13 protein-coding genes and 1 pseudogene are annotated in these 18,471 nt (G+C 66.6%); 7 read left to right on the forward strand and 7 right to left on the reverse strand.

Annotated features, from left to right (window positions below):
- Positions 1 to 9 precede the first annotated feature (9 nt).
- From CG716_RS24480 to CG716_RS24495, 4 genes and pseudogenes are all read left to right on the forward strand, one after another.
- Positions 10 to 903 (forward strand): DUF1295 domain-containing protein, encoded by an 894-nt coding sequence (locus tag CG716_RS24480; protein ID WP_165774287.1) that lies wholly within the window; start codon positions 10 to 12, stop codon positions 901 to 903.
- On the forward strand, positions 900 to 2,030 hold the full coding sequence (locus tag CG716_RS24485; protein ID WP_094483720.1) for an FAD-dependent oxidoreductase: 1,131 nt from the start codon (positions 900 to 902) through the stop codon (positions 2,028 to 2,030). Before CG716_RS24480 ends, CG716_RS24485 begins: the two co-directional genes overlap by 4 nt.
- 65 nt (positions 2,031 to 2,095) lie before the next feature.
- Positions 2,096 to 3,229: a DUF5631 domain-containing protein gene (locus tag CG716_RS24490; protein WP_094483721.1), complete on the forward strand. Its 1,134-nt coding sequence runs from the start codon at positions 2,096 to 2,098 to the stop codon at positions 3,227 to 3,229.
- 194 nt (positions 3,230 to 3,423) lie between these two features.
- Positions 3,424 to 3,972 (forward strand): annotated as a pseudogene (locus CG716_RS24495) (type VII secretion AAA-ATPase EccA); the annotation flags it as partial.
- Here the strand turns inward: CG716_RS24495 and CG716_RS24500 are convergent.
- Entirely contained in the window at positions 3,962 to 4,717 is a 756-nt protein-coding gene (locus CG716_RS24500) for a serine/threonine-protein kinase (RefSeq protein WP_094483722.1), read from the reverse strand. The pseudogene CG716_RS24495 and the gene CG716_RS24500 overlap by 11 nt on opposite strands.
- Positions 4,698 to 5,765: a MinD/ParA family ATP-binding protein gene (locus CG716_RS24505; RefSeq protein WP_094483723.1), complete on the reverse strand. Its 1,068-nt coding sequence runs from the start codon at positions 5,763 to 5,765 to the stop codon at positions 4,698 to 4,700. The genes CG716_RS24500 and CG716_RS24505 overlap by 20 nt, the downstream gene beginning before the upstream one ends.
- A gap of 560 nt (positions 5,766 to 6,325) precedes the next feature.
- Between CG716_RS24505 and gltB the strand changes: the two genes are divergently transcribed.
- Together gltB and CG716_RS24515 are read left to right on the forward strand one after the other, a co-directional pair.
- Positions 6,326 to 10,909, forward strand: a complete 4,584-nt coding sequence (gene gltB / locus CG716_RS24510) for a glutamate synthase large subunit (RefSeq protein ID WP_094483743.1) — start codon at positions 6,326 to 6,328, stop codon at positions 10,907 to 10,909.
- Positions 10,902 to 12,368 (forward strand): glutamate synthase subunit beta, encoded by a 1,467-nt coding sequence (locus CG716_RS24515; RefSeq protein ID WP_094483724.1) that lies wholly within the window; start codon positions 10,902 to 10,904, stop codon positions 12,366 to 12,368. Before gltB ends, CG716_RS24515 begins: the two co-directional genes overlap by 8 nt.
- Before the next feature lie 419 nt (positions 12,369 to 12,787).
- Here the strand turns inward: CG716_RS24515 and CG716_RS24525 are convergent, their stop codons facing one another.
- The 4 genes from CG716_RS24525 to CG716_RS24540 are packed head-to-tail and all read right to left on the reverse strand — an operon-like array spanning position 12,788 to position 16,010.
- A complete protein-coding gene (locus CG716_RS24525; protein WP_094483725.1) occupies positions 12,788 to 13,654 on the reverse strand; it encodes an LLM class F420-dependent oxidoreductase in 867 nt (288 codons plus the stop codon).
- Positions 13,655 to 13,686: 32 nt separating this feature from the next.
- Positions 13,687 to 13,968 carry a hypothetical protein gene (locus CG716_RS24530; RefSeq protein WP_094483726.1) on the reverse strand — a complete coding sequence of 94 codons (282 nt, stop codon included), beginning with the start codon at positions 13,966 to 13,968 and terminating at the stop codon, positions 13,687 to 13,689.
- 9 nt (positions 13,969 to 13,977) lie between these two features.
- On the reverse strand, positions 13,978 to 15,636 hold the full coding sequence (locus tag CG716_RS24535) for a SulP family inorganic anion transporter (RefSeq protein WP_094483727.1): 1,659 nt from the start codon (positions 15,634 to 15,636) through the stop codon (positions 13,978 to 13,980).
- Positions 15,633 to 16,010, reverse strand: coding sequence for an ArsR/SmtB family transcription factor (locus CG716_RS24540; protein ID WP_094483728.1), 378 nt, complete (start codon positions 16,008 to 16,010; stop codon positions 15,633 to 15,635). The genes CG716_RS24535 and CG716_RS24540 overlap by 4 nt, the downstream gene beginning before the upstream one ends.
- Before the next feature lie 116 nt (positions 16,011 to 16,126).
- On the opposite strand from CG716_RS24540, the gene CG716_RS24545 reads away from it, so the two are divergent.
- Positions 16,127 to 17,131 (forward strand): PHP domain-containing protein, encoded by a 1,005-nt coding sequence (locus tag CG716_RS24545; RefSeq protein ID WP_094483729.1) that lies wholly within the window; start codon positions 16,127 to 16,129, stop codon positions 17,129 to 17,131.
- Between the two features lie 34 nt (positions 17,132 to 17,165).
- Here the strand turns inward: CG716_RS24545 and dinB are convergent, their stop codons facing one another.
- Positions 17,166 to 18,371 (reverse strand): DNA polymerase IV, encoded by a 1,206-nt coding sequence (dinB, locus tag CG716_RS24550; protein ID WP_094483730.1) that lies wholly within the window; start codon positions 18,369 to 18,371, stop codon positions 17,166 to 17,168.
- Between the last annotated feature and the right edge of the window lie 100 nt (positions 18,372 to 18,471).

Raw genomic sequence — 18,471 nt, forward strand, 5'->3', positions numbered from 1 at the left:
GGAGGCTGCATGACGGTAACGCCGAACCGGGCAGGATCCCTGTACCTGGTCACCGTGGCCTATGTGCTTGCGGTGGGAGCCGGGGCTGCTTGGCTGTTGTGGGGTCCGGCGACCGGTCGCCGGTGGCTCGACGCGTTGATCGCCGATGTTCTGGCCACCCTGGTCGTGTTCATCTTCAGCCGCGCTTACCGCAACTCCAGCTTCTACGACGCCTTCTGGAGCGTGATCCCGCCGCTGCTGTTGGTCTATTGGTGGGCCGCCGGGCCGTTGGGCCTGGATTCCCTGCGCTGCTGGCTGGTCGCGATCGTGGTCGGGTATTGGGCGGTCCGCCTGACCGGCAACTGGGTGTACAGCTTCCCCGGTCTGCACCACGAAGACTGGCGCTACCCGCTGCTGCGGGACAGCGCCGGCCGGTGGGAGTTCCTGGCCGACTTGTTCGGTATCCATCTGGTCCCCACTCTGCAGGTCTTCCTCGGCATGCTGCCGGTTTACGTCGCGGTGACGAGAACTGGGCCGGGCCTGGTGTGGCTGAGCTGGGTCGCGTTCGCCGTCGGGATCGCGGCAGTGACCCTTGAGCTGGTGGCCGACACTCAGATGCACCGCTTCGTCCGTGACAAGCAACCCGGCGCGGTGATGGATCGCGGACTGTGGTCCTGGTCGCGGCACCCCAACTACTTCGGAGAGATCAGCTTCTGGTTCGCCCTGGCGCTCTTCGGGGTGGCCGCCGCCCCGGCTGACGCCTGGTGGCTTTTCGTCGGGGTGATCGCGATGGTGGCGATGTTCCTGGGCGCCAGCATCCCGATGATGGAGAAGCGCAGCCTCGCGCGGCGCCCGCAGTATCAGGATGTCATCGACCGAGTGTCGATGTTGATACCCCGCCCACCACGGAAGGCTGCCCTATGAGCTCGCAGCGTCCACGCCTCGTCATCGCCGGATTCGGGGACAGCGGGCTGCTCACCGCGATCAAGCTGGGCCGCCACGCCGACATCGTCGGCATCTCGGCGAAGCCGGCACTGCTCAGTGGGCAGGAACTCGGGCTGCGGCTGGCCCGGCCCAAGGACTGGGCACGCGACAACTGGATTTCGTTCGACAAGTACCGAGCACTCGATCGGGTACGCACCGTGCAGGCCACACTCACCGGTCTGGACACCGAACACCGCACCGTGCACGCCACTGCACCGGACGGGTCGCCCGTCGCCGAAACCTATGACCTGCTGGTGATTTCGACCGGTGTGCGTAACGGGTTCTGGCGCCAACCCAGGTTGCAGACGCCCGACGAGATCGCTGCTGATCTGACGTCCACCCACGACCGGCTGGCCAAGGCTGGGTCGGTGATCGTCGTGGGCGGGGGTGCCGCCGCCGTCAGCGCCGCCGCCAACATCGCCACCGCGTGGCCGGGTAAGAAGGTCGATCTGTACTTCCCGAGTGAGCGGGCCCTTACCGAGCATCATCCTCGGGCGTGGGAACGGTTGCAGAACAAGCTGATTGGGCTGGGCGTCGGCCTACATCCGGGCCACCGCGCCGTACTGCCAGACGGTTTCGACGGTGACGAGATCACCGACGCGCCCGTGCAGTGGAGCACCGGACAGCCGACGGCTCAGGCCGACGCGGTGCTGTGGGCGATCGGGCGGGTCAAGCCCAACACCGAATGGCTGCCGCCGGAGCTGCTCGATGAGCAGGGCTTCGTGAAGGTCACCCCGGAGCTGCAGGTGTGCGGTCACCACCACATCTTCGCGATCGGCGACGTGGCGGCTACCGATCCGCTGCGGGCCTCGGCGCGAGCCAGGGCCGACGGGCTGCTGGCCCACAACATTCGGGCCACCATCGCCGACCGGCCGCTGAAGAGATACCGCGCACCGAGGCGACGATGGGGGTCGATCGTCGGCATTCAATCCGATGGCCTGGAAGTGTTCGCCCCCAACGGCACCGCCTACCGGTTCCCGGCCTGGTCGATCGACCGGGTGCTGATGCCCTGGATCGTGCGCCGCGGTATCTACAAGGGCGTGCGAAAGAACCAGCCACTGAGCTGAACGGGCTGGTACGGGCGCTTGGTCGTCGAACTGACAGCTGCGCTTTCGGCGGTAGGCTCCTCCCCGTGGCGGTCTTCGGTCGGAACACGGCGCGTCAGCGCTTGAAGAGGGCGACGCAGCAGGCGCTCTCCGTGCCGACGTTCGACACGCCCCCGGACTGCACGCCGTGGGCCATCGGAGGCTTGTGGCCCGCGGAGCTGGCGACGGTCACGCCGGCGACCGCGGTGGTTGCCGAGCACCTGAAGAACGACCTGCAGCGCATCGCAAGCTCGGCCAACGAGCGATTGCGGGCGCTACGCCACGCCGACCTTCCCGAGGCCGCCCGCCGGGCCGAGGAAGTCCGAATCGTCGACGTGGCCAGAACCTACGCGGTGCAGCGCGTCGAGTCGATGATTCGTCAATTACGCTCTGCAGCAGTTGAATTCACCACAGACCCGGCGATACCCGTCATCACACCCCAGATCGAACCGCCGATCGCCGACCACGATGTGCCGGCCGGTCCGGAAGCTATCGAGCCCGAGCCCGAGCCCGAGCCCGAGCCCGAGCCCGAGCCGGAGCCGGAACCGGACGAACGGCATCTCGAACGGCTGCTGGAATTTGTGGCCCGCCAGGAACCCGGCTTGCGGTGGGCAATCGGAGAGCGCGGCGACGGCACGGCCGTGCTGGTGACCGACCTCGCTCACGGCTGGATCCCGCCGGGCGTCGCGCTACCCGTCGGCGTCGGATTGCTTCCGCCGGCCCGGCGTACCGGCAGGCTCGGCGAGCTGCTCGGCGACGTGGTGCGGTCGGTGACCTACCACCCGGGAGACCCCTTCGTCGCGGGCCGCGACGTGACGACGGGAACCGCACCGGATGCCCGCGCACTGCCGCGGGTCGACGAGTTGGGGTGGAAGCTCGTCGAGGCCACTCATTGGCGTGACGGCTTGCCGAGGATGGTGCACACGCTTGCCAAGGCGGGTACGGCCCGCACGGGCGTACTCGACGCCGAAGTGGACGTGTTGCGCGTGCATTCCGATACCGCCCGTTATCAGCTGATGGCCCAGTATCCAGACGTCGACCCGGCCCTGCTCGGCAACTGCTTACTTCTGGCAGCGACCGAGGCGATCGCCGTGGGCGACGAACGGTCCGCCAACTATCACTTCGCCTGGTTTGAGGCGCTGAGCGCGCCGCCGCCCAGCCGTTGGGGCAGCGCGCCGTAACTGAACCTACGGACTGAGGTTGCTGAGGCGATTTCCGTGCCAAGCGGTCATGCATACCGCAAAGGTGAATTGACGCAGGTAGCGACGCTCGACATACTGGCTAGGTGGCGGGATCCGGCAGCGATCGCGAGCTTAGCGACAGGGATCTCGTTGACGCGGTCTTAAGGGAACTGAGCGAGGCTGCCGAGCGTTGGGAGTTCTACTCATTGGTGGAGCGTCACCACGACGGGCGGCCGGACATGATCGGTATGGAGGCGGTGAACCAGCTGCTGGTGGCTTTGGAAGTGCACCGCTTCGATTTTTGCTTCATCGGCGCCGGTTACGAGAAGGAAGTCGACGAGTTCCTGACGGTGAACCCCGGTTTGGCCGGTCGATTCAACCGCAAGCTGCGGTTCGAGTCATACAGCCCCGACGAGTTGGTCGAGATCGCGATCCGCTACGGCGGACCGCGCGCCACGGTGATCGAGCCGGCCGCGCAGGACGCGCTCAACGCGGCCTGCCGTAAGCTGCGGGCCTATCTCGCACCGGACGGCAGCCACGGCGTCGACGTGATGCAGAACGGCCGATTCGCCCGAAACGTCGTTGAGCGCGCCGAAAGATTGCGTGACTCGCGGGTGGCCGCTCAGAACCGCATGAGTCGCGGGTCGGTGACCGTCGAAGACCTCGAGACGTTGCGCACTCAGGACATTGTCGCGGCCGTCTCGGATGCCTGCGCAGAAAAGCACGTGCCGATCAGTCTGTGAGTGCTGCGGCGGCCTCGTCGGCCAGAGCGCAGGGATTCTGATATCGCGCGTCCGGATCCTTGGCCATCGCGGTGCCAATCACAGCGTCGATCGCCTGCGGTAGCCAGGGTGCGTACCGAGTGGCCTGAGGTGGTTCACGCCGCAGATGAGACTGCACGACAGCATCTTTCGATCCGGCGTCGAAAAACGGCGGCTTGCCCGTCAGTAGCCGGAACAGCGAGCAGCCCAACGAATATATGTCGGATCGACTATCGATCTCCTTGCCCCGCAGCATCTCTGGTGACGCATAGGCAGCTGACGCCAGCACTGACCCGTTCTCGACGAATGGGGCCGCACCGAAATCGGCCAGCAACACCCGGTCTCGTTCGGCCAGTAAAAAATTCGATGGCTTGACGTCACCGTGCAACACACCCTGTGCATGCGCGAAATCCAAAGCTTCGCCGACTTCGCTGACGATGCGCACCGCCCGCTCCGGAGGCATTCGCCCCGAACGCAACTCGGAGTCCGCGTCGCCGCCAGCCACGTATTCCATTGCCAACCAATGCATTCCCAGATGTTCGCCGCGGTCGTATACCGGCACGATGCCCGGATGGACCAGGATAGAGTTCGAGGGGCATCCCGAATTGAACACCTTGAGCGCCACAAGTCGGCGCGAGTCGCGCGCCAAATACACCGTACTCATCCCGCCGGTGCCGAGCACCGACTCGATAGCGAATCCGCCGATGCTAGCGGGTGTGCGGTCCACGACCGGGGATCGTCGCGAAGAACTGCGAAATGACCGCTGCCACTTCGACAAAGGCCCGCCGGGTTGGCGCCGACATCTCGCTCGAGGCGTTGATTACACCGCCGGGCCGCAGGCCCGGATCGAACGGCACCTCCACCACCGCCTGACGGCGGGAGCGGAACTGGTCGGCCAGCACGCCTCGGGTGCGTTTGTCGGAATGGCCGTCGGAATCGTTGAGCACGATCACCGATCGCCGCATCAACCCGATCTTGCCATGGGCGGCAAGCCATTCCATCGTCTGAGCGGCCGCAGACGCCCCGTCCGGCCATGGTGAGGACACGACGATCAGCGCGTCCATGTCCCGCAGCGCCTCCTGGGTGACCGGGGCGTCCATGGTCGAGCCGCAATCGACGATGGAAATCGTGAAATGGCGGTCCAGGCGCATGGTGGCCTCGCGATAGATCGCGGGGTCGAGGATCCCTCGGCGACTGCCGTTCTCCCCGGCCAGCACGAACAGCCCCGAAGAGTTACTGCCCATCCGGGTGAGCACGTCGGCGAACGACTGCAGGTTCTTGTTCTTGGCCAGTTCCCAGTAGGAGCCGTCCGCACGTGGGTCGATCCGGCTGCCGAGGCGGCCGAACGCCGTATCGGCGTCGACAGCCACCACCCGATCACCGCGGCGCAACTCGGCCAGCACACATCCGACGCTGGCGGCGACCGTCGTCTTACCGACACCGCCCTTGCCCAGCACCCCGATCTTGTAGTGGCCGCGCAGTGGGGCGGCCACCATGCTCTCCATCGCCGCCTGGCGTCGCTCCTGGCGCGACGGGCCCGGATTCACCAACCCGAACGTCGCTGCATAAACGCCGCGGCGCCAGCCCTGGGTGGGCTTGGGCTTGACCACTTGAGCGGCTGGGGGAACCGGCATCGGGGGATAGCGCACCTGTGGTGGTGGCGACGACGGTGGCATGACGATGCGAGGGATCCGCTCCGTGGGGGGTCCGGAGGAGTACCCCGGAGGCGGGCCCTGCCGGAAGCGGTCGAGCTGGTGGTCGTCGCGGTCGGTCATCGTGTTCAGTATCGCTGCACGACGAGATCGACGTTTTGGCGCCGGTCACCCGCACTTTCGCGCTCGATTGTCGGTTTGGGCGAATAAGGCTGGTCACCGGGCGGGCGGCAACCCGTCTCTAAGAATCCGACCAGAGTTTGCGCAAAGTCCCGGGCGGCCCTGCGGCCCTGGTCGCAGGGGCGGTGACGAGTGCCGATGTGAGGTATCCCGCACCCAGTGCGTCGGTGCGCTACGCCGTCAGCAAACTGCCCGAAACGTCCTTGACGGAGGACCACGTCCAACCCGCCATGCGAGAACGGAGCATCGCGGCACCAAAAGGGGCCGCTGACAACCGATTCCGCAGCCAGCCTCCTCACCGAAAGCACTATCGCGCAACACGGGCCGCCAACCTGGTTAGCCTAGACTAAGTTGGCATGTCAGCGGGGGTTTGACATATCGTTTTACAACTTGTTGACACCACAGTGGAGCCCCGTTCAGTGACGCACGGAGGAATCCCTGGCGGGGCGCGGTGACGTCGACGAACCACCGCGCAAAAAAAGCTTGTGAAGGGTCAGGTGCGAATGCCCAGGAGTGTCGGGCTGTACAACCCCGCCTTTGAACACGATTCGTGTGGTGTAGCGATGGTTGTGGACATCCACGGCCGTCGCAGCCGCGACATCGTGGACAAGGCGATCACCGCCCTGCTGAACCTCGAGCACCGCGGCGCCGCCGGCGCCGAGCCGAACAGCGGCGACGGCGCGGGCATCCTGCTGCAGGTTCCCGACGCCTTCCTGCGCGCCGTCTGCGAGTTCGAACTGCCCGCCGAAGGCTCGTACGCCACGGGCATCGCTTTCCTGCCGCAGTCCTCCCGTGACGCGGTCACCGCCTGCGAGGCCGTGGAGAAGATCGTCGAGGCAGAGGGCCTCGAGGTCATCGGCTGGCGCGACGTTCCCACCGACGACTCCTCGCTGGGCGCGCTGTCCCGCGACGCGATGCCGACCTTCCGTCAGGTGTTCATCGGCGGCGCATCGGGCATGGACTTGGAGCGCAAGGCCTACGTGATCCGCAAGCGCGCCGAGCACGAGCTGGGTTCGAAGGGCCCGGGCCAGGACGGCCCCGGGCGCGAAACAGTATATTTCCCAAGCCTTTCCGGCCAGACGTTCGTCTTCAAGGGCATGCTGACCACCCCGCAGCTCAAGGCCTTCTACCTGGATCTGCAGGACGAGCGGCTGGAAAGCGCACTGGGCATCGTGCACTCCCGGTTCTCGACCAACACTTTCCCGTCGTGGCCGCTGGCGCATCCGTTCCGCCGGGTCGCGCACAACGGCGAGATCAACACCGTCACCGGCAACGAAAACTGGATGCGTGCCCGCGAGGCCCTGATCGACACCGACGTCTTCGGTACCGACGTCGACAAGATCTTCCCGGTCTGCACCCCGGGCGCGTCGGACACCGCTCGCTTCGACGAGGTGCTCGAACTGCTGCACCTCGGCGGGCGCAGCCTGGCCCACGCCGTGCTGATGATGATCCCGGAGGCCTGGGAGCGCAACGAGTCGATGGACCCCACTCGGCGGGCGTTCTACCAGTACCACGGCTCGCTGATGGAACCGTGGGACGGACCGGCGTCGGTGTGCTTCTCCGACGGCACCGTCGTGGGTGCGGTCCTCGACCGCAACGGACTGCGCCCGTCGCGGATCTGGGTCACCGAGGACGGACTGGTGGTGATGGCCTCCGAGGCCGGTGTGCTCGACCTGGACCCCGCCAAGGTGGTCAAGCGGTTGCGTTTGCAGCCAGGCCGCATGTTCCTCGTCGACACGGCCCAGGGCCGCATCGTCTCCGACGAGGAGATCAAGGCCGAACTGGCCGCCGAGCAGCCGTACCAGCAGTGGCTTGACGACCAGCTCTTCCACCTCGACGACCTGCCGCAGGGCCCGTACGTCCGGATGCCGCACCACCGGGTCGTGCTGCGCCAGCAGGCCTTCGGTTACACCTACGAGGAGCTGAACCTGCTGGTCGCGCCGATGGCGCGGGCCGGAGCCGAGCCGCTGGGCTCGATGGGTACCGACACCCCGATCGCGGTGCTCTCCGCGCGGCCGCGAATGCTGTTCGACTACTTCCAGCAGCTGTTCGCTCAGGTGACCAACCCGCCGCTGGACGCCATCCGCGAAGAGGTGGTGACCAGTATCCAAGGCACGGTCGGGCCGGAAGGTGACCTGCTCAACCCGACCCCGCAGTCGTGCCACCAGATCGCGCTGCGCCAGCCGATCCTGCGCAACCACGAACTGGCCAAGCTCATCAACCTCAACCCCGAGGACACGGTCCGGGGCCGCAAGCACGGTATGGCCTCGGCGGTCATCCGATGTCTGTATCCGGTCGCCAAGGGTGGCGAGGGCCTGCGCCGTGCGCTCGACGACATCCGCGACGCCGCGTCGAAGGCCATCGCCGACGGGGCGCGGATCCTGATCATCTCGGACCGGGAATCCAACGAGAACCTGGCGCCGATCCCGTCGCTGCTGGCGGTCTCGGCCATTCACCACCACCTGGTCCGCACCCGGGCTCGTACCCAGGTCGGTCTGGTCGTGGAGGCCGGTGACGCTCGCGAGGTTCACCACATGGCGGCCCTGGTCAGCTTCGGCGCCGCCGCGATCAATCCCTACATGGCGTTCGAGTCGATCAGCGACATGATCGACCGCGGCCTGATCGAGGGCATCAGCCGCGAGACGGCCCTGCAGAATTACATCAAGGCCGCCGGCAAGGGTGTGCTCAAGGTGATGTCGAAGATGGGCATCTCCACCCTGGCGTCCTACACCGGCTCCCAGCTGTTCCAGGCCATCGGGATCTCCCAGCAGGTGCTCGACGAGTACTTCACCGGGCTGAGCTGCCCGGTCGGCGGGATCGACCTCGACGACATCGCCGCCGACGTGGCCACCCGCCACCAGCTGGCCTACCTGGACCGCCCCGACGAGCGCGCCCACCGCGAGCTCGAGGTCGGCGGCGAATACCAGTGGCGCCGCGAAGGCGAATACCACCTGTTCAATCCGGACACGGTGTTCAAGCTGCAGCACTCCACCCGCACCGGGCAGTACACGGTGTTCAAGGAATACACGAAGCTGGTCGACGACCAGAGCGAGCGGATGGCCTCGCTGCGTGGCCTGCTGAAGTTCAAGGACGCCAAAGTCAGTGGGCGCCAGGCCATTTCCATCGACGAGGTGGAGCCTGCCAGCGAGATCGTCAAGCGGTTCTCCACCGGCGCGATGAGCTATGGCTCCATCTCGGCGGAGGCGCACGAGACGCTGGCGATCGCGATGAACCGCCTTGGGGCACGGTCGAACTCCGGTGAGGGTGGCGAGGCCACCAGCCGGTTCGAGCACGACCCGAACGGTGACTGGCGGCGCAGCGCGATCAAGCAGGTGGCCTCCGGCCGCTTCGGTGTGACGTCGCACTACCTGACCAACTGCACCGACATCCAGATCAAGATGGCCCAGGGCGCCAAACCCGGTGAGGGCGGCCAGCTTCCGGGCCACAAGGTCTACCCGTGGGTGGCCGAGGTACGGCACTCCACGCCAGGCGTCGGCCTGATCTCACCGCCGCCGCACCACGACATCTACTCGATCGAGGATCTGGCGCAGCTGATCCACGACCTGAAGAACGCCAACCCGCAGGCCCGCGTGCACGTGAAGTTGGTCAGCGAGAACGGTGTCGGCACGGTCGCCGCCGGCGTCTCCAAGGCGCATGCCGATGTGGTGCTGATCTCGGGGCACGACGGCGGTACCGGCGCGACTCCGCTGACGTCGCAGAAGCATGCCGGGGCGCCGTGGGAGCTCGGCCTGGCCGAGACCCAGCAGACCCTGTTGCTCAACGGGCTGCGCGACCGGATCGTGGTGCAGGTCGACGGCCAGCTCAAGACCGGCCGCGATGTCGTGATCGCCGCACTGCTGGGTGCCGAGGAGTTCGGCTTCGCCACCGCGCCGCTGGTGGTGTCGGGCTGCATCATGATGCGGGTCTGCCACCTCGACACCTGCCCCGTGGGCGTGGCCACCCAGAACCCGGTGCTGCGTGAACGCTTCAACGGCCAGCCGGAATTCGTCGAGAATTTCTTCCTGTTCATCGCTGAAGAGGTGCGCGAACTGATGGCGCAGCTGGGCTTCCGCACCGTCAACGAGATGGTCGGCCAGGTCAACGCGCTGGACACCGCGCAGGCTGCCGAGCACTGGAAGGCCCATAAGCTGGACCTGACCCCGGTGCTGCACGAGCCGGATTCGGCCTTCATGAACCAGGATCTCTACTGCAGCTCCCGCCAGGACCACGGTCTGGACAAGGCGCTGGATCAACAGCTGATCGCGATGAGCCGCGAGGCTCTGGATTCGGGTACCCCGGTGCGATTCTCGACCGCGATCGCCAACACCAACCGCACCGTCGGAACCATGCTCGGCCATGAGTTGACGAAAGCGTATGGGGCCAACGGCCTTCCGGATGGCACCATCGACATCACGTTCGACGGCTCGGCGGGCAACAGCTTCGGGGCGTTCGTGCCCAAGGGTGTGACGCTGCGGGTTTACGGCGACGCCAACGACTATGTCGGGAAGGGCCTCTCGGGCGGGCGGATCGTGTTGCGCCCCTCGGACAATGCACCGGCTGGCTATGTGGCCGAGGACAACATCATCGGCGGCAACGTAATCCTGTTCGGAGCCACCAGCGGTACCGCGTTCATCCGCGGCTCGGTGGGGGAGCGGTTCGCCGTGCGCAACTCCGGTGCGCACGCTGTGGTCGAGGGCGTGGGCGACCACGGCTGCGAGTACATGACCGGTGGCCGGGTGGTCATCCTCGGTGAGACCGGGCGCAATTTCGCGGCGGGCATGTCTGGCGGCATCGCTTACGTGTATGACCCCGAAGGCAAGCTGCCCGACAACCTCAACACCGAGATGGTGGACTTCGACGAGTTCGACGATGCCGACATCGAGTGGCTGCGCGACATCATCGCCGCGCACGTTGATGCCACGGATTCGGTTGTGGGCCAGCAGATTATGGCTGACTGGTCCGGACAGGTAGGGAAATTCGTGAAAGTGATGCCGCGCGACTACAAGGCGGTCCTGCGGGCGATCGCCGTGGCCGAGGCTGCAGGCAAGGACGTCGACGAGGCGATCATGGCGGCTGCTCATGGCTGACCCGAGTGGCTTCCTGAAATTCACCAAGCGCGAGACCCCGGCTCGCCGGCCGGTCGACCTGCGGCTCAAGGACTGGAATGAGGTCTACGAGGACTTCTCCCACACCACCCTGGAAGCTCAGGCGTCGCGGTGTATGGACTGCGGAATCCCGTTCTGCCACAACGGTTGCCCGCTCGGCAACCTGATTCCGGAGTGGAATGACCTGGTCTACCGGGACCGGTGGCGCGACGCGATCGAGCGGCTGCACGCCACCAACAACTTCCCGGAGTTCACCGGGCGGCTGTGCCCGGCGCCGTGTGAGGCCTCCTGCGTGCTGGGTATCAACCAGGATCCGGTGACCATCAAGCAGGTCGAGGTCGAGATCATCGACAACGCCTTCGACGAGGGCTGGGTTGTCCCGATGCCGCCCCACGTCATCACCGGCAAGAAGGTCGCCGTCGTCGGCTCCGGGCCCGCCGGGCTCGCCGCCGCCCAGCAGCTGACCCGTGCCGGACACGACGTCACGGTCTTCGAGCGGGCCGACCGCATCGGCGGTCTGCTGCGCTACGGCATCCCCGAGTTCAAGATGGAGAAGCGCCATATCGACCGGCGCCTGGCCCAGATGGAGGCCGAGGGCACCAAGTTCCGTGCCGGGGTTAACGTCGGCGTCGACATTTCGGCCGATCAGCTGCGTGCCGACTTCGACGCGGTGGTGCTCGCCGGCGGCGCCACCGACTGGCGCGACTTGCCGATCCCCGGTCGCCAGTTCGAGGGCGTGTACCAGGCCATGGAGTATCTGCCGTGGGCCAACAAGGTTCAGCAGGGTGACCCGGTGCTCGACGAGGCCGGCCAGCCGCCGATCACCGCCAAGGACAAGAAGGTCGTGATCATCGGTGGCGGCGACACCGGCGCGGACTGCCTGGGCACGGCGCACCGACAGGGTGCGACCAGCATCCACCAGTTCGAGATCATGCCGCGCCCGCCAGCCGACCGCTCTCCGTCTACGCCGTGGCCCACGTACCCGCTGATGTTCCGGGTGTCCTCGGCGCACGAGGAGGGTGGCGAGCGGGTGTTCGCGGTCAACACCGAGAAGTTCACCGGCGACGAAGGCAAGGTCACCGGGCTTCGTGCGCACGAGGTGGTGATGAAGGACGGCAAGTTCGAGAAGGTGGAAGGCACCGACTTCGAACTCGAGGCCGACCTGGTGCTGCTGGCGATGGGCTTCGTCGGTCCGGAACGGCCGGGGCTGCTCACCGACCTGGGCGTGGAACTGAACGAGCGCGGAAACGTCACCCGTGACAAGGATTTCGCCACCTCAGTAAAGGGTGTCTTCGTTGCTGGTGACATGGGCCGTGGCCAGTCTCTGATCGTGTGGGCGATCGCTGAGGGCCGGGCCGCGGCCGCCGGCGTCGACCGCTACTTGATGGGGCACACTGCTCTGCCTGCCCCGATCAAGCCGACGGCCGTTCCCCAACGCTGAGCGGGCTTCCGCCGCCCAGACCTCACTAATCACTGCCGCCCCACCCGAATCATCCGATTATTTACCGGCGCGCCTATTGCAGTTTGCGGTGTGATCTGTATCTAATTGCTGGAGCGGGTGCTGCGGTAAAGTGGGGACCCGGTAAGACCGAGATTCGACCACAGGAGTGATCCTTGTGTACATCAACCCGATATCTCGCACCCGGGTCGGGCGTATAGCCTGGTCTTTCTTCCGCCACCCTGTGAAGAGCCGCGAGTTCCCGGCCAAGCAAGAGCGCCTGGTCACGCGCGCCGAACTCGTGCACTACGGGTTCTAGCGGGGTTCTAGCGAGGTTCTAGCAACCGATTTTGCCGGCGGGTGAAGCCGTTTCGGCTTTGCCCGTCGTTACCAGGCTGTTATCTGGCGGAGTGACCAGTCGCTCACGCCGAGCGAGGCACCGATGCCGTCAGCCCCGAATCTCGGATGGCTTCGGCGAGCGGCTCCAGCACAGCGGGATCGTGTGGCGGCGGCAGATAGACGATCGCCAGATCCAGCCCTTCGGCAGCCAGCGCGGCGGCTTCGTCGATCGCCTTCGCGTAGTCGTGGTCCGCGCTGAGCCGGACGTGAGCGGAATGCATGATCTCTGACGCGTCGCGGCCGATGTCGGCGCAATGGGAGGCCAGCACGTCGCGCTTGTGGGCGAATTCCTCCGGCGTGCCGCCCGCGAAATTCCAGTGCTGGGCGTATCTGGCAACGATGCGCAGGGTGCGCTTCTCCCCGCTGCCGCCGATGCAGATCGGCGGATGCGGCCGCTGCGGGCCCTTGGGCTCGTTGCGCGCATCCTTCAGTTGGTAGTACGTGCCGTTGAAGTCGGTGGTCTCCTGGCTGAGCAGTCCGATGAGCACCTGGCAGCCTTCTTCGAAGCGGTCGAGACGCTCCTTGATACTGCCCAGCTCGATGCCGTAGGCCCCGGATTCCTCTTCGTTCCAGCCGGCGCCGATGCCCAGCTCCAGCCGTCCGCCGGAGATGATGTCGACCGCGGCAGCCATGTTCGCGAGCACTGCGGGATGCCGGTAATGGATTCCGGTGACCAGGTTGCCCAGCCGCAACCGGGTGGTCGCCTGCGCGAGCGCGGTCAGCGTGGTCCAACCTTCCAAGCACGGGCCGGTCGAGTCGGAGAAGATCGGATAGAAGTGGTCGAACGTCCAGCCGGAGTGGTACACGTCGATGCCGTCGGCGGCCTGCCAGACCGCCAGCATGTCGGCCCACGTGGTGTTTTGCGGTGATGTTTTGAAGGCGAATTCCACTGAACCGAGCTTAGCCCGGTTGGCTGGCAGAACTATGCGGCGTCGACTGTCGACCTGTGCGGCGGGCCGTAATACACAGCCTCGCCGATACGGGCTTGCTCACGTCGCAGCGTCTGCGCGATCGCGCACACCAGCAGCCACTGCGCGGACCCGACCACGACGAGAGGCCACAGCGCACCTGCCAGAAGTGCGGGAACGAATCCGGTATGCACCGACTCCTGGGTCCTTTGAGACCAGGCGGCGAGCACGACGGCGCTGCCGGCAACCAGGGCTGCAATGCAGAGGTATCCGATCACCCACTGGAATGCAGACATGTGGGCTTTTTACCCAGCCGCATCCACGGATAAACCCTGGGAGCTGACATGCGAGCGCGCGTGGGCGATGGCGTCGTCGAGGGCGTCGATCAGGTGGTTTTCGTGCCGCAATGCCTCGACGATGCCCATGTTCGCCAGCAGGGCCATGTGCTCTGGCTGGACACCCTTGATGATGACGGTGATGCCGCGCGACTCGAGATCCGCGGCGATCTCGGCGAGTGTGTGGGCACCGGTGGCGTCCAGCATCCCCAATTGCGACATGCAGATGATCACGGCCGACACATCCGGATGGGCGGTGATCGCGCTCGAAAGGCGCTCGGCCGCGCCGAAGAACATCGCGCCGTCCAGCCGCAGCAGGGCGATCTCGTCGTCGCCGGGCTGATACGGACCAGGCAGGTCCTCGCGGACGACGCTGCTGCGGCGCGCTACCGTGCGTAGCGCGAAGAAGGCCGCGATGAGGATACCGATCTCCACTGCTTCGATCAGGTCGAAGCAAACGGTGACGACGGCGGTGAGCACAAATGCCAGCGCGTCCGAGCGGGTCGAGCGGACGATCTTGCGAACAGTGCTACCCGAGATCATCCGAAACGACGTCACGATGAGCACACCGGCCAAGGCGGACAACGGAATTGCCGCGACCGGCCCGGTGGCCAGATACACCACCGCGAGCAACAGCAGCGAGTGCACGATGGCCGACACCCGGGTGCGGGCCCCCGCGCGCACGTTGACCGCAGTGCGGGCGATCGCGCCGGTGGCCGGCATGCCGCCGAAGATCCCGGACGCCATCGACGCCAGGCCCTGTCCGACAAGTTCGCGGTCCGGATCGTAGGGGCCGGTTGGCGACATGGTGGCCGCCACGCGCGCCGACAGCAGCGATTCGATTGCGGCGAGCGCAGCGATGGCCACCGCGGCCCCGATCAGCGTGCGCAGCGCGCCGGGGTCAGCGTGCGGCATCAGGGGCGCTGGCAGATGCGACGGCAAATTCCCGATCGTGCCGACCGGAACGTGGAAGGCCACCACAACGACGGTCGCCACAACCACGGCGGTCAGCGACGCGGGAATCTCGCGGTGCAGTCGCGGCAGACCCACCATGAACAGGGCGATAGAGCCCACGACCGCCAGGGTGCGCCAGGCCGACGACCAATCGGCGTGGACGATGACCGTCCAGGCCGCGGGCAGAGTGCGTTGCCCGGCGGGGGCCGCGACGCCGAAGGCGGCGGGCACTTGCTGCAGGAAGATGATCGCCGCGATGCCGAGCGTGAAACCCTCGATCACCGGCCAGGGAATGAACGTCACCGCACGGCCCAGGCCGGTGATCCCGGCGGCCAGCACGATGACGCCGGCCAGCACGGTGACCAGTGCAACGCTGCCGATGCCGTGCTGGGCCACGATCGGAGCCAGTACCACCGCCATCGCGCCGGTAGGCCCGGATACCTGGACATGTGAACCGCCGAACACCGCCGCGACCAGTCCAGCGACCACAGCAGTGATCAACCCGGCGGCCGCGCCGACCCCGGAGCTGATCCCGAAGGCCAGCGCCAGCGGCAGAGCCACCACGCCCACCGTGATCCCGGCGAGGATGTCGCGCCGCCAAGACCGGGGCAGATCGGCGTAGTCACTGCGACGGGGCAGTAGCCGAGACAGCTGGCCGGCCGCCGTGGCGATCATGTCGGATTTCCGACCGGGGGTAATGCGTCGAAGGCCTCGAGCTGTTGGTGTCGCGCTTTGAGGGTGTCGGCCAGAAAGCTGCGGGCAGTTACGAGCAGCTCCCGGATCGAGGGATGGGCGAGCCGGTAATAGACCGCGTTGCCGACACGTTCGGCTGACACGACGTCGTGGCGTTTGAGGACTGCCAGGTGTTGGGAGAGCAGCGTGGGCTCGATATCGGTGGCGGCGAGGATCTCGCTGACCGCGGTGGGCTGGGCATTGGCCGACAGGATCTCCAGGACGCGGATGCGGGCGGGGTGGGCGAGGGCCTTGAAGAGGTTCGCCTTGATTTCGTAGAGCGGCCGTTCGCCGCCGCCGGGAGAGCTGGTCGGCACTGCGTCCTCGAATTAATAGTTGATGGATTTATGGATTGAGTAAATTCTCAATAAGATTAGCCCACTTGGTCGCGGACGGACAAGTCCTTGGCCAAACGACGGGGCACACTGGAGAAATGGACCCGGTGGCCGCGTTGCGCGAGATCGCGTACTACAAGGACCGAGCCCGTGAGGAGTCCAGGCGGGTGATGGCCTACCGCAAGGCCGCCGACATCATCGAGGCGCTGGACGACGCGAGCCGCGATCGGCACGGCCGCGCCAACAGCTGGCAGACCCTGCCGGGCGTCGGGCCGAAAACCGCCACGGTCATCGCCCAGGCCTGGGCCGGCCAGGAACCGGACGCACTGGTCGAATTGCGTCGCGCTGCAGCCGATCTCGGTGGTGGCGAGATTCGTGCCGCCTTGCGCGGAGATCTGCACACGCATTCTGACTGGTCGGATGGGTCGGCCCCGATCCCCGAGATGATGGCCACCGCCGCGGCGCTGGGCCACGAGTACTGCGCATTGACCGACCACTCGCCGCGGCTGACCATTGCCAACGGGCTCTCCGCCGACCGGCTGCGCAAACAGCTCGATGTCATTGACGAGCTGCGCCTTCAGATGGCACCCTTCCGGATTCTGACCGGCATCGAGGTCGACATCCTCGAGGACGGCTCCCTGGATCAGGAGCCGGAACTACTGGAACGTCTCGACATCGTGGTCGCCAGCGTGCACTCGAAACTGTCAATGGACCAACCGTCGATGACCCGGCGGATGCTGCGCGCGGTGTCGGACGCACGGGTCACCGTTCTGGGCCACTGCACGGGCCGCCTGGTGAGCGGCAACCGCGGGATGAGGGCGGAGTCGAAGTTCGACGCCGAGAAGGTGTTCGCCGCATGCCGTGACAACAACACGGCGGTGGAGATCAACTCGCGTCCAGAGCGCCGCGATCCGCCAACCCGGCTCCTCAAGCTGGCGATGGAGATCGGCTGCAACTTCTCGATCGATACCGACGCTCACGCGCCGGGGCAGCTGGACTTCCTCGGCTACGGCGCACAACGCGCGCTGGACAACGGCGTGCCCGCCGAGCGGATCATCAATACCTGGTCGGCGGACGACCTGGTCGACTGGGCCGCCCGCTAGGCCCCGTGGGCAGGAGCGAAGCGACCCGGGGCCACTAGTCCGGCAGGTGCGGCATCTCCAGTCCGGGGTCTCGCCCGACCAGCACACCCCGGGTGAGCATCGCGTTGCCATAGCGGGCGCGCACCCGGTCGACTGCCGCGTCGAGGTCCACCGCGTCGGGTCGACCGTCGTGGAGCGGCAGCTCCAACTGCTGGGCGCCGCCGGAGTCGATATTGCTGACCGCGAATCCGATCAGCGTGATGCCTCGCTGGTCGATCAACGGCTGAGCCTCGGCGAGCAGACCGCGTGCGGCGGCGAGGATCGGTGCCGTCGACCCGGTGGCTCTGGCCATGGTGTGCGAACGGGTTGCGCGGCTGAAATCATCAAAGCGTAAGCGCAACAACACTGTTCGTCCGGTGCGCTGCGCGGCACGCATCCGGCGGGTGATCCGGTCGATCAGGCCGATCACCACGGTATCCAGTTCGGTGTGAGTCTGGCGCGCACGGCCCAGCGCGCGTTGGGCGCCCACCGAGCGGCGGCGGTGCGTGGTGTTGACCCGGCGCCGGTCGATATTGCGGGACAGGCAATACAACTGGCGGCCCATTGCCGGCCCGACCAACGACTCGAGCATCGATTCATTGAGCTCGGCCACCTGGGCTACGGTCTCGACGCCGTGGGCGCGCAACTTGTCGGCGGTCTTGGGGCCCACTCCCCACAGCCGGCGTACCGGCAGGGGGTGCAGAAACGCCAGCTCTCGTTCGGGCGGCACCAGCAGCAGGCCGTCGGGCTTGGCCTCCTGGCTGGCGACCTTGGCCAGGAACTTGGTGCGGGCGATGCCCACGGTGATGGGCAGCCCCACCTGGTGACGCACCTCCTCGCGCAGCCGCGCCGCGATCTGCACCGGGTCGCCGGACAACCGTTGCAGCCCGGACACATCGAGAAAGGCCTCGTCCACCGACAGCGGTTCGACCAGTGGCGTGGTGTCGCGGAACACCTCGAAGACGTCGTCGCTGGCTTGGCTGTAGGCCGACATCCGCGGCGGTACGACCACCGCGGCCGGACACAACCGGCGCGCCTGCTGACTGCCCATCGCCGTGCGCACGCCATAGGCCTTGGCCTCGTAGCTGGCGGCCAGCACCACACCGCCGCCCACGATCACCGGACGGCCGCGCAGCGTCGGATCATCGCGCTGCTCGACTGAGGCGTAGAAGGAGTCGAGATCAGCGTGCAGGATGATCGCTCGGCCGACGGACACGAACATATGTTCGCATGCCGGGCCGACAAGCCTATGGCGGCGGCGCGTCGGGCGCCGGCGCAGGTGGGGGCGGTTCCTGAACCGGAGGCGGAGGCGGCGGGGGTGG

The organism is Mycolicibacterium sphagni (assembly GCF_002250655.1).
GTDB classification, from domain to species: domain Bacteria; phylum Actinomycetota; class Actinomycetes; order Mycobacteriales; family Mycobacteriaceae; genus Mycobacterium; species Mycobacterium sphagni.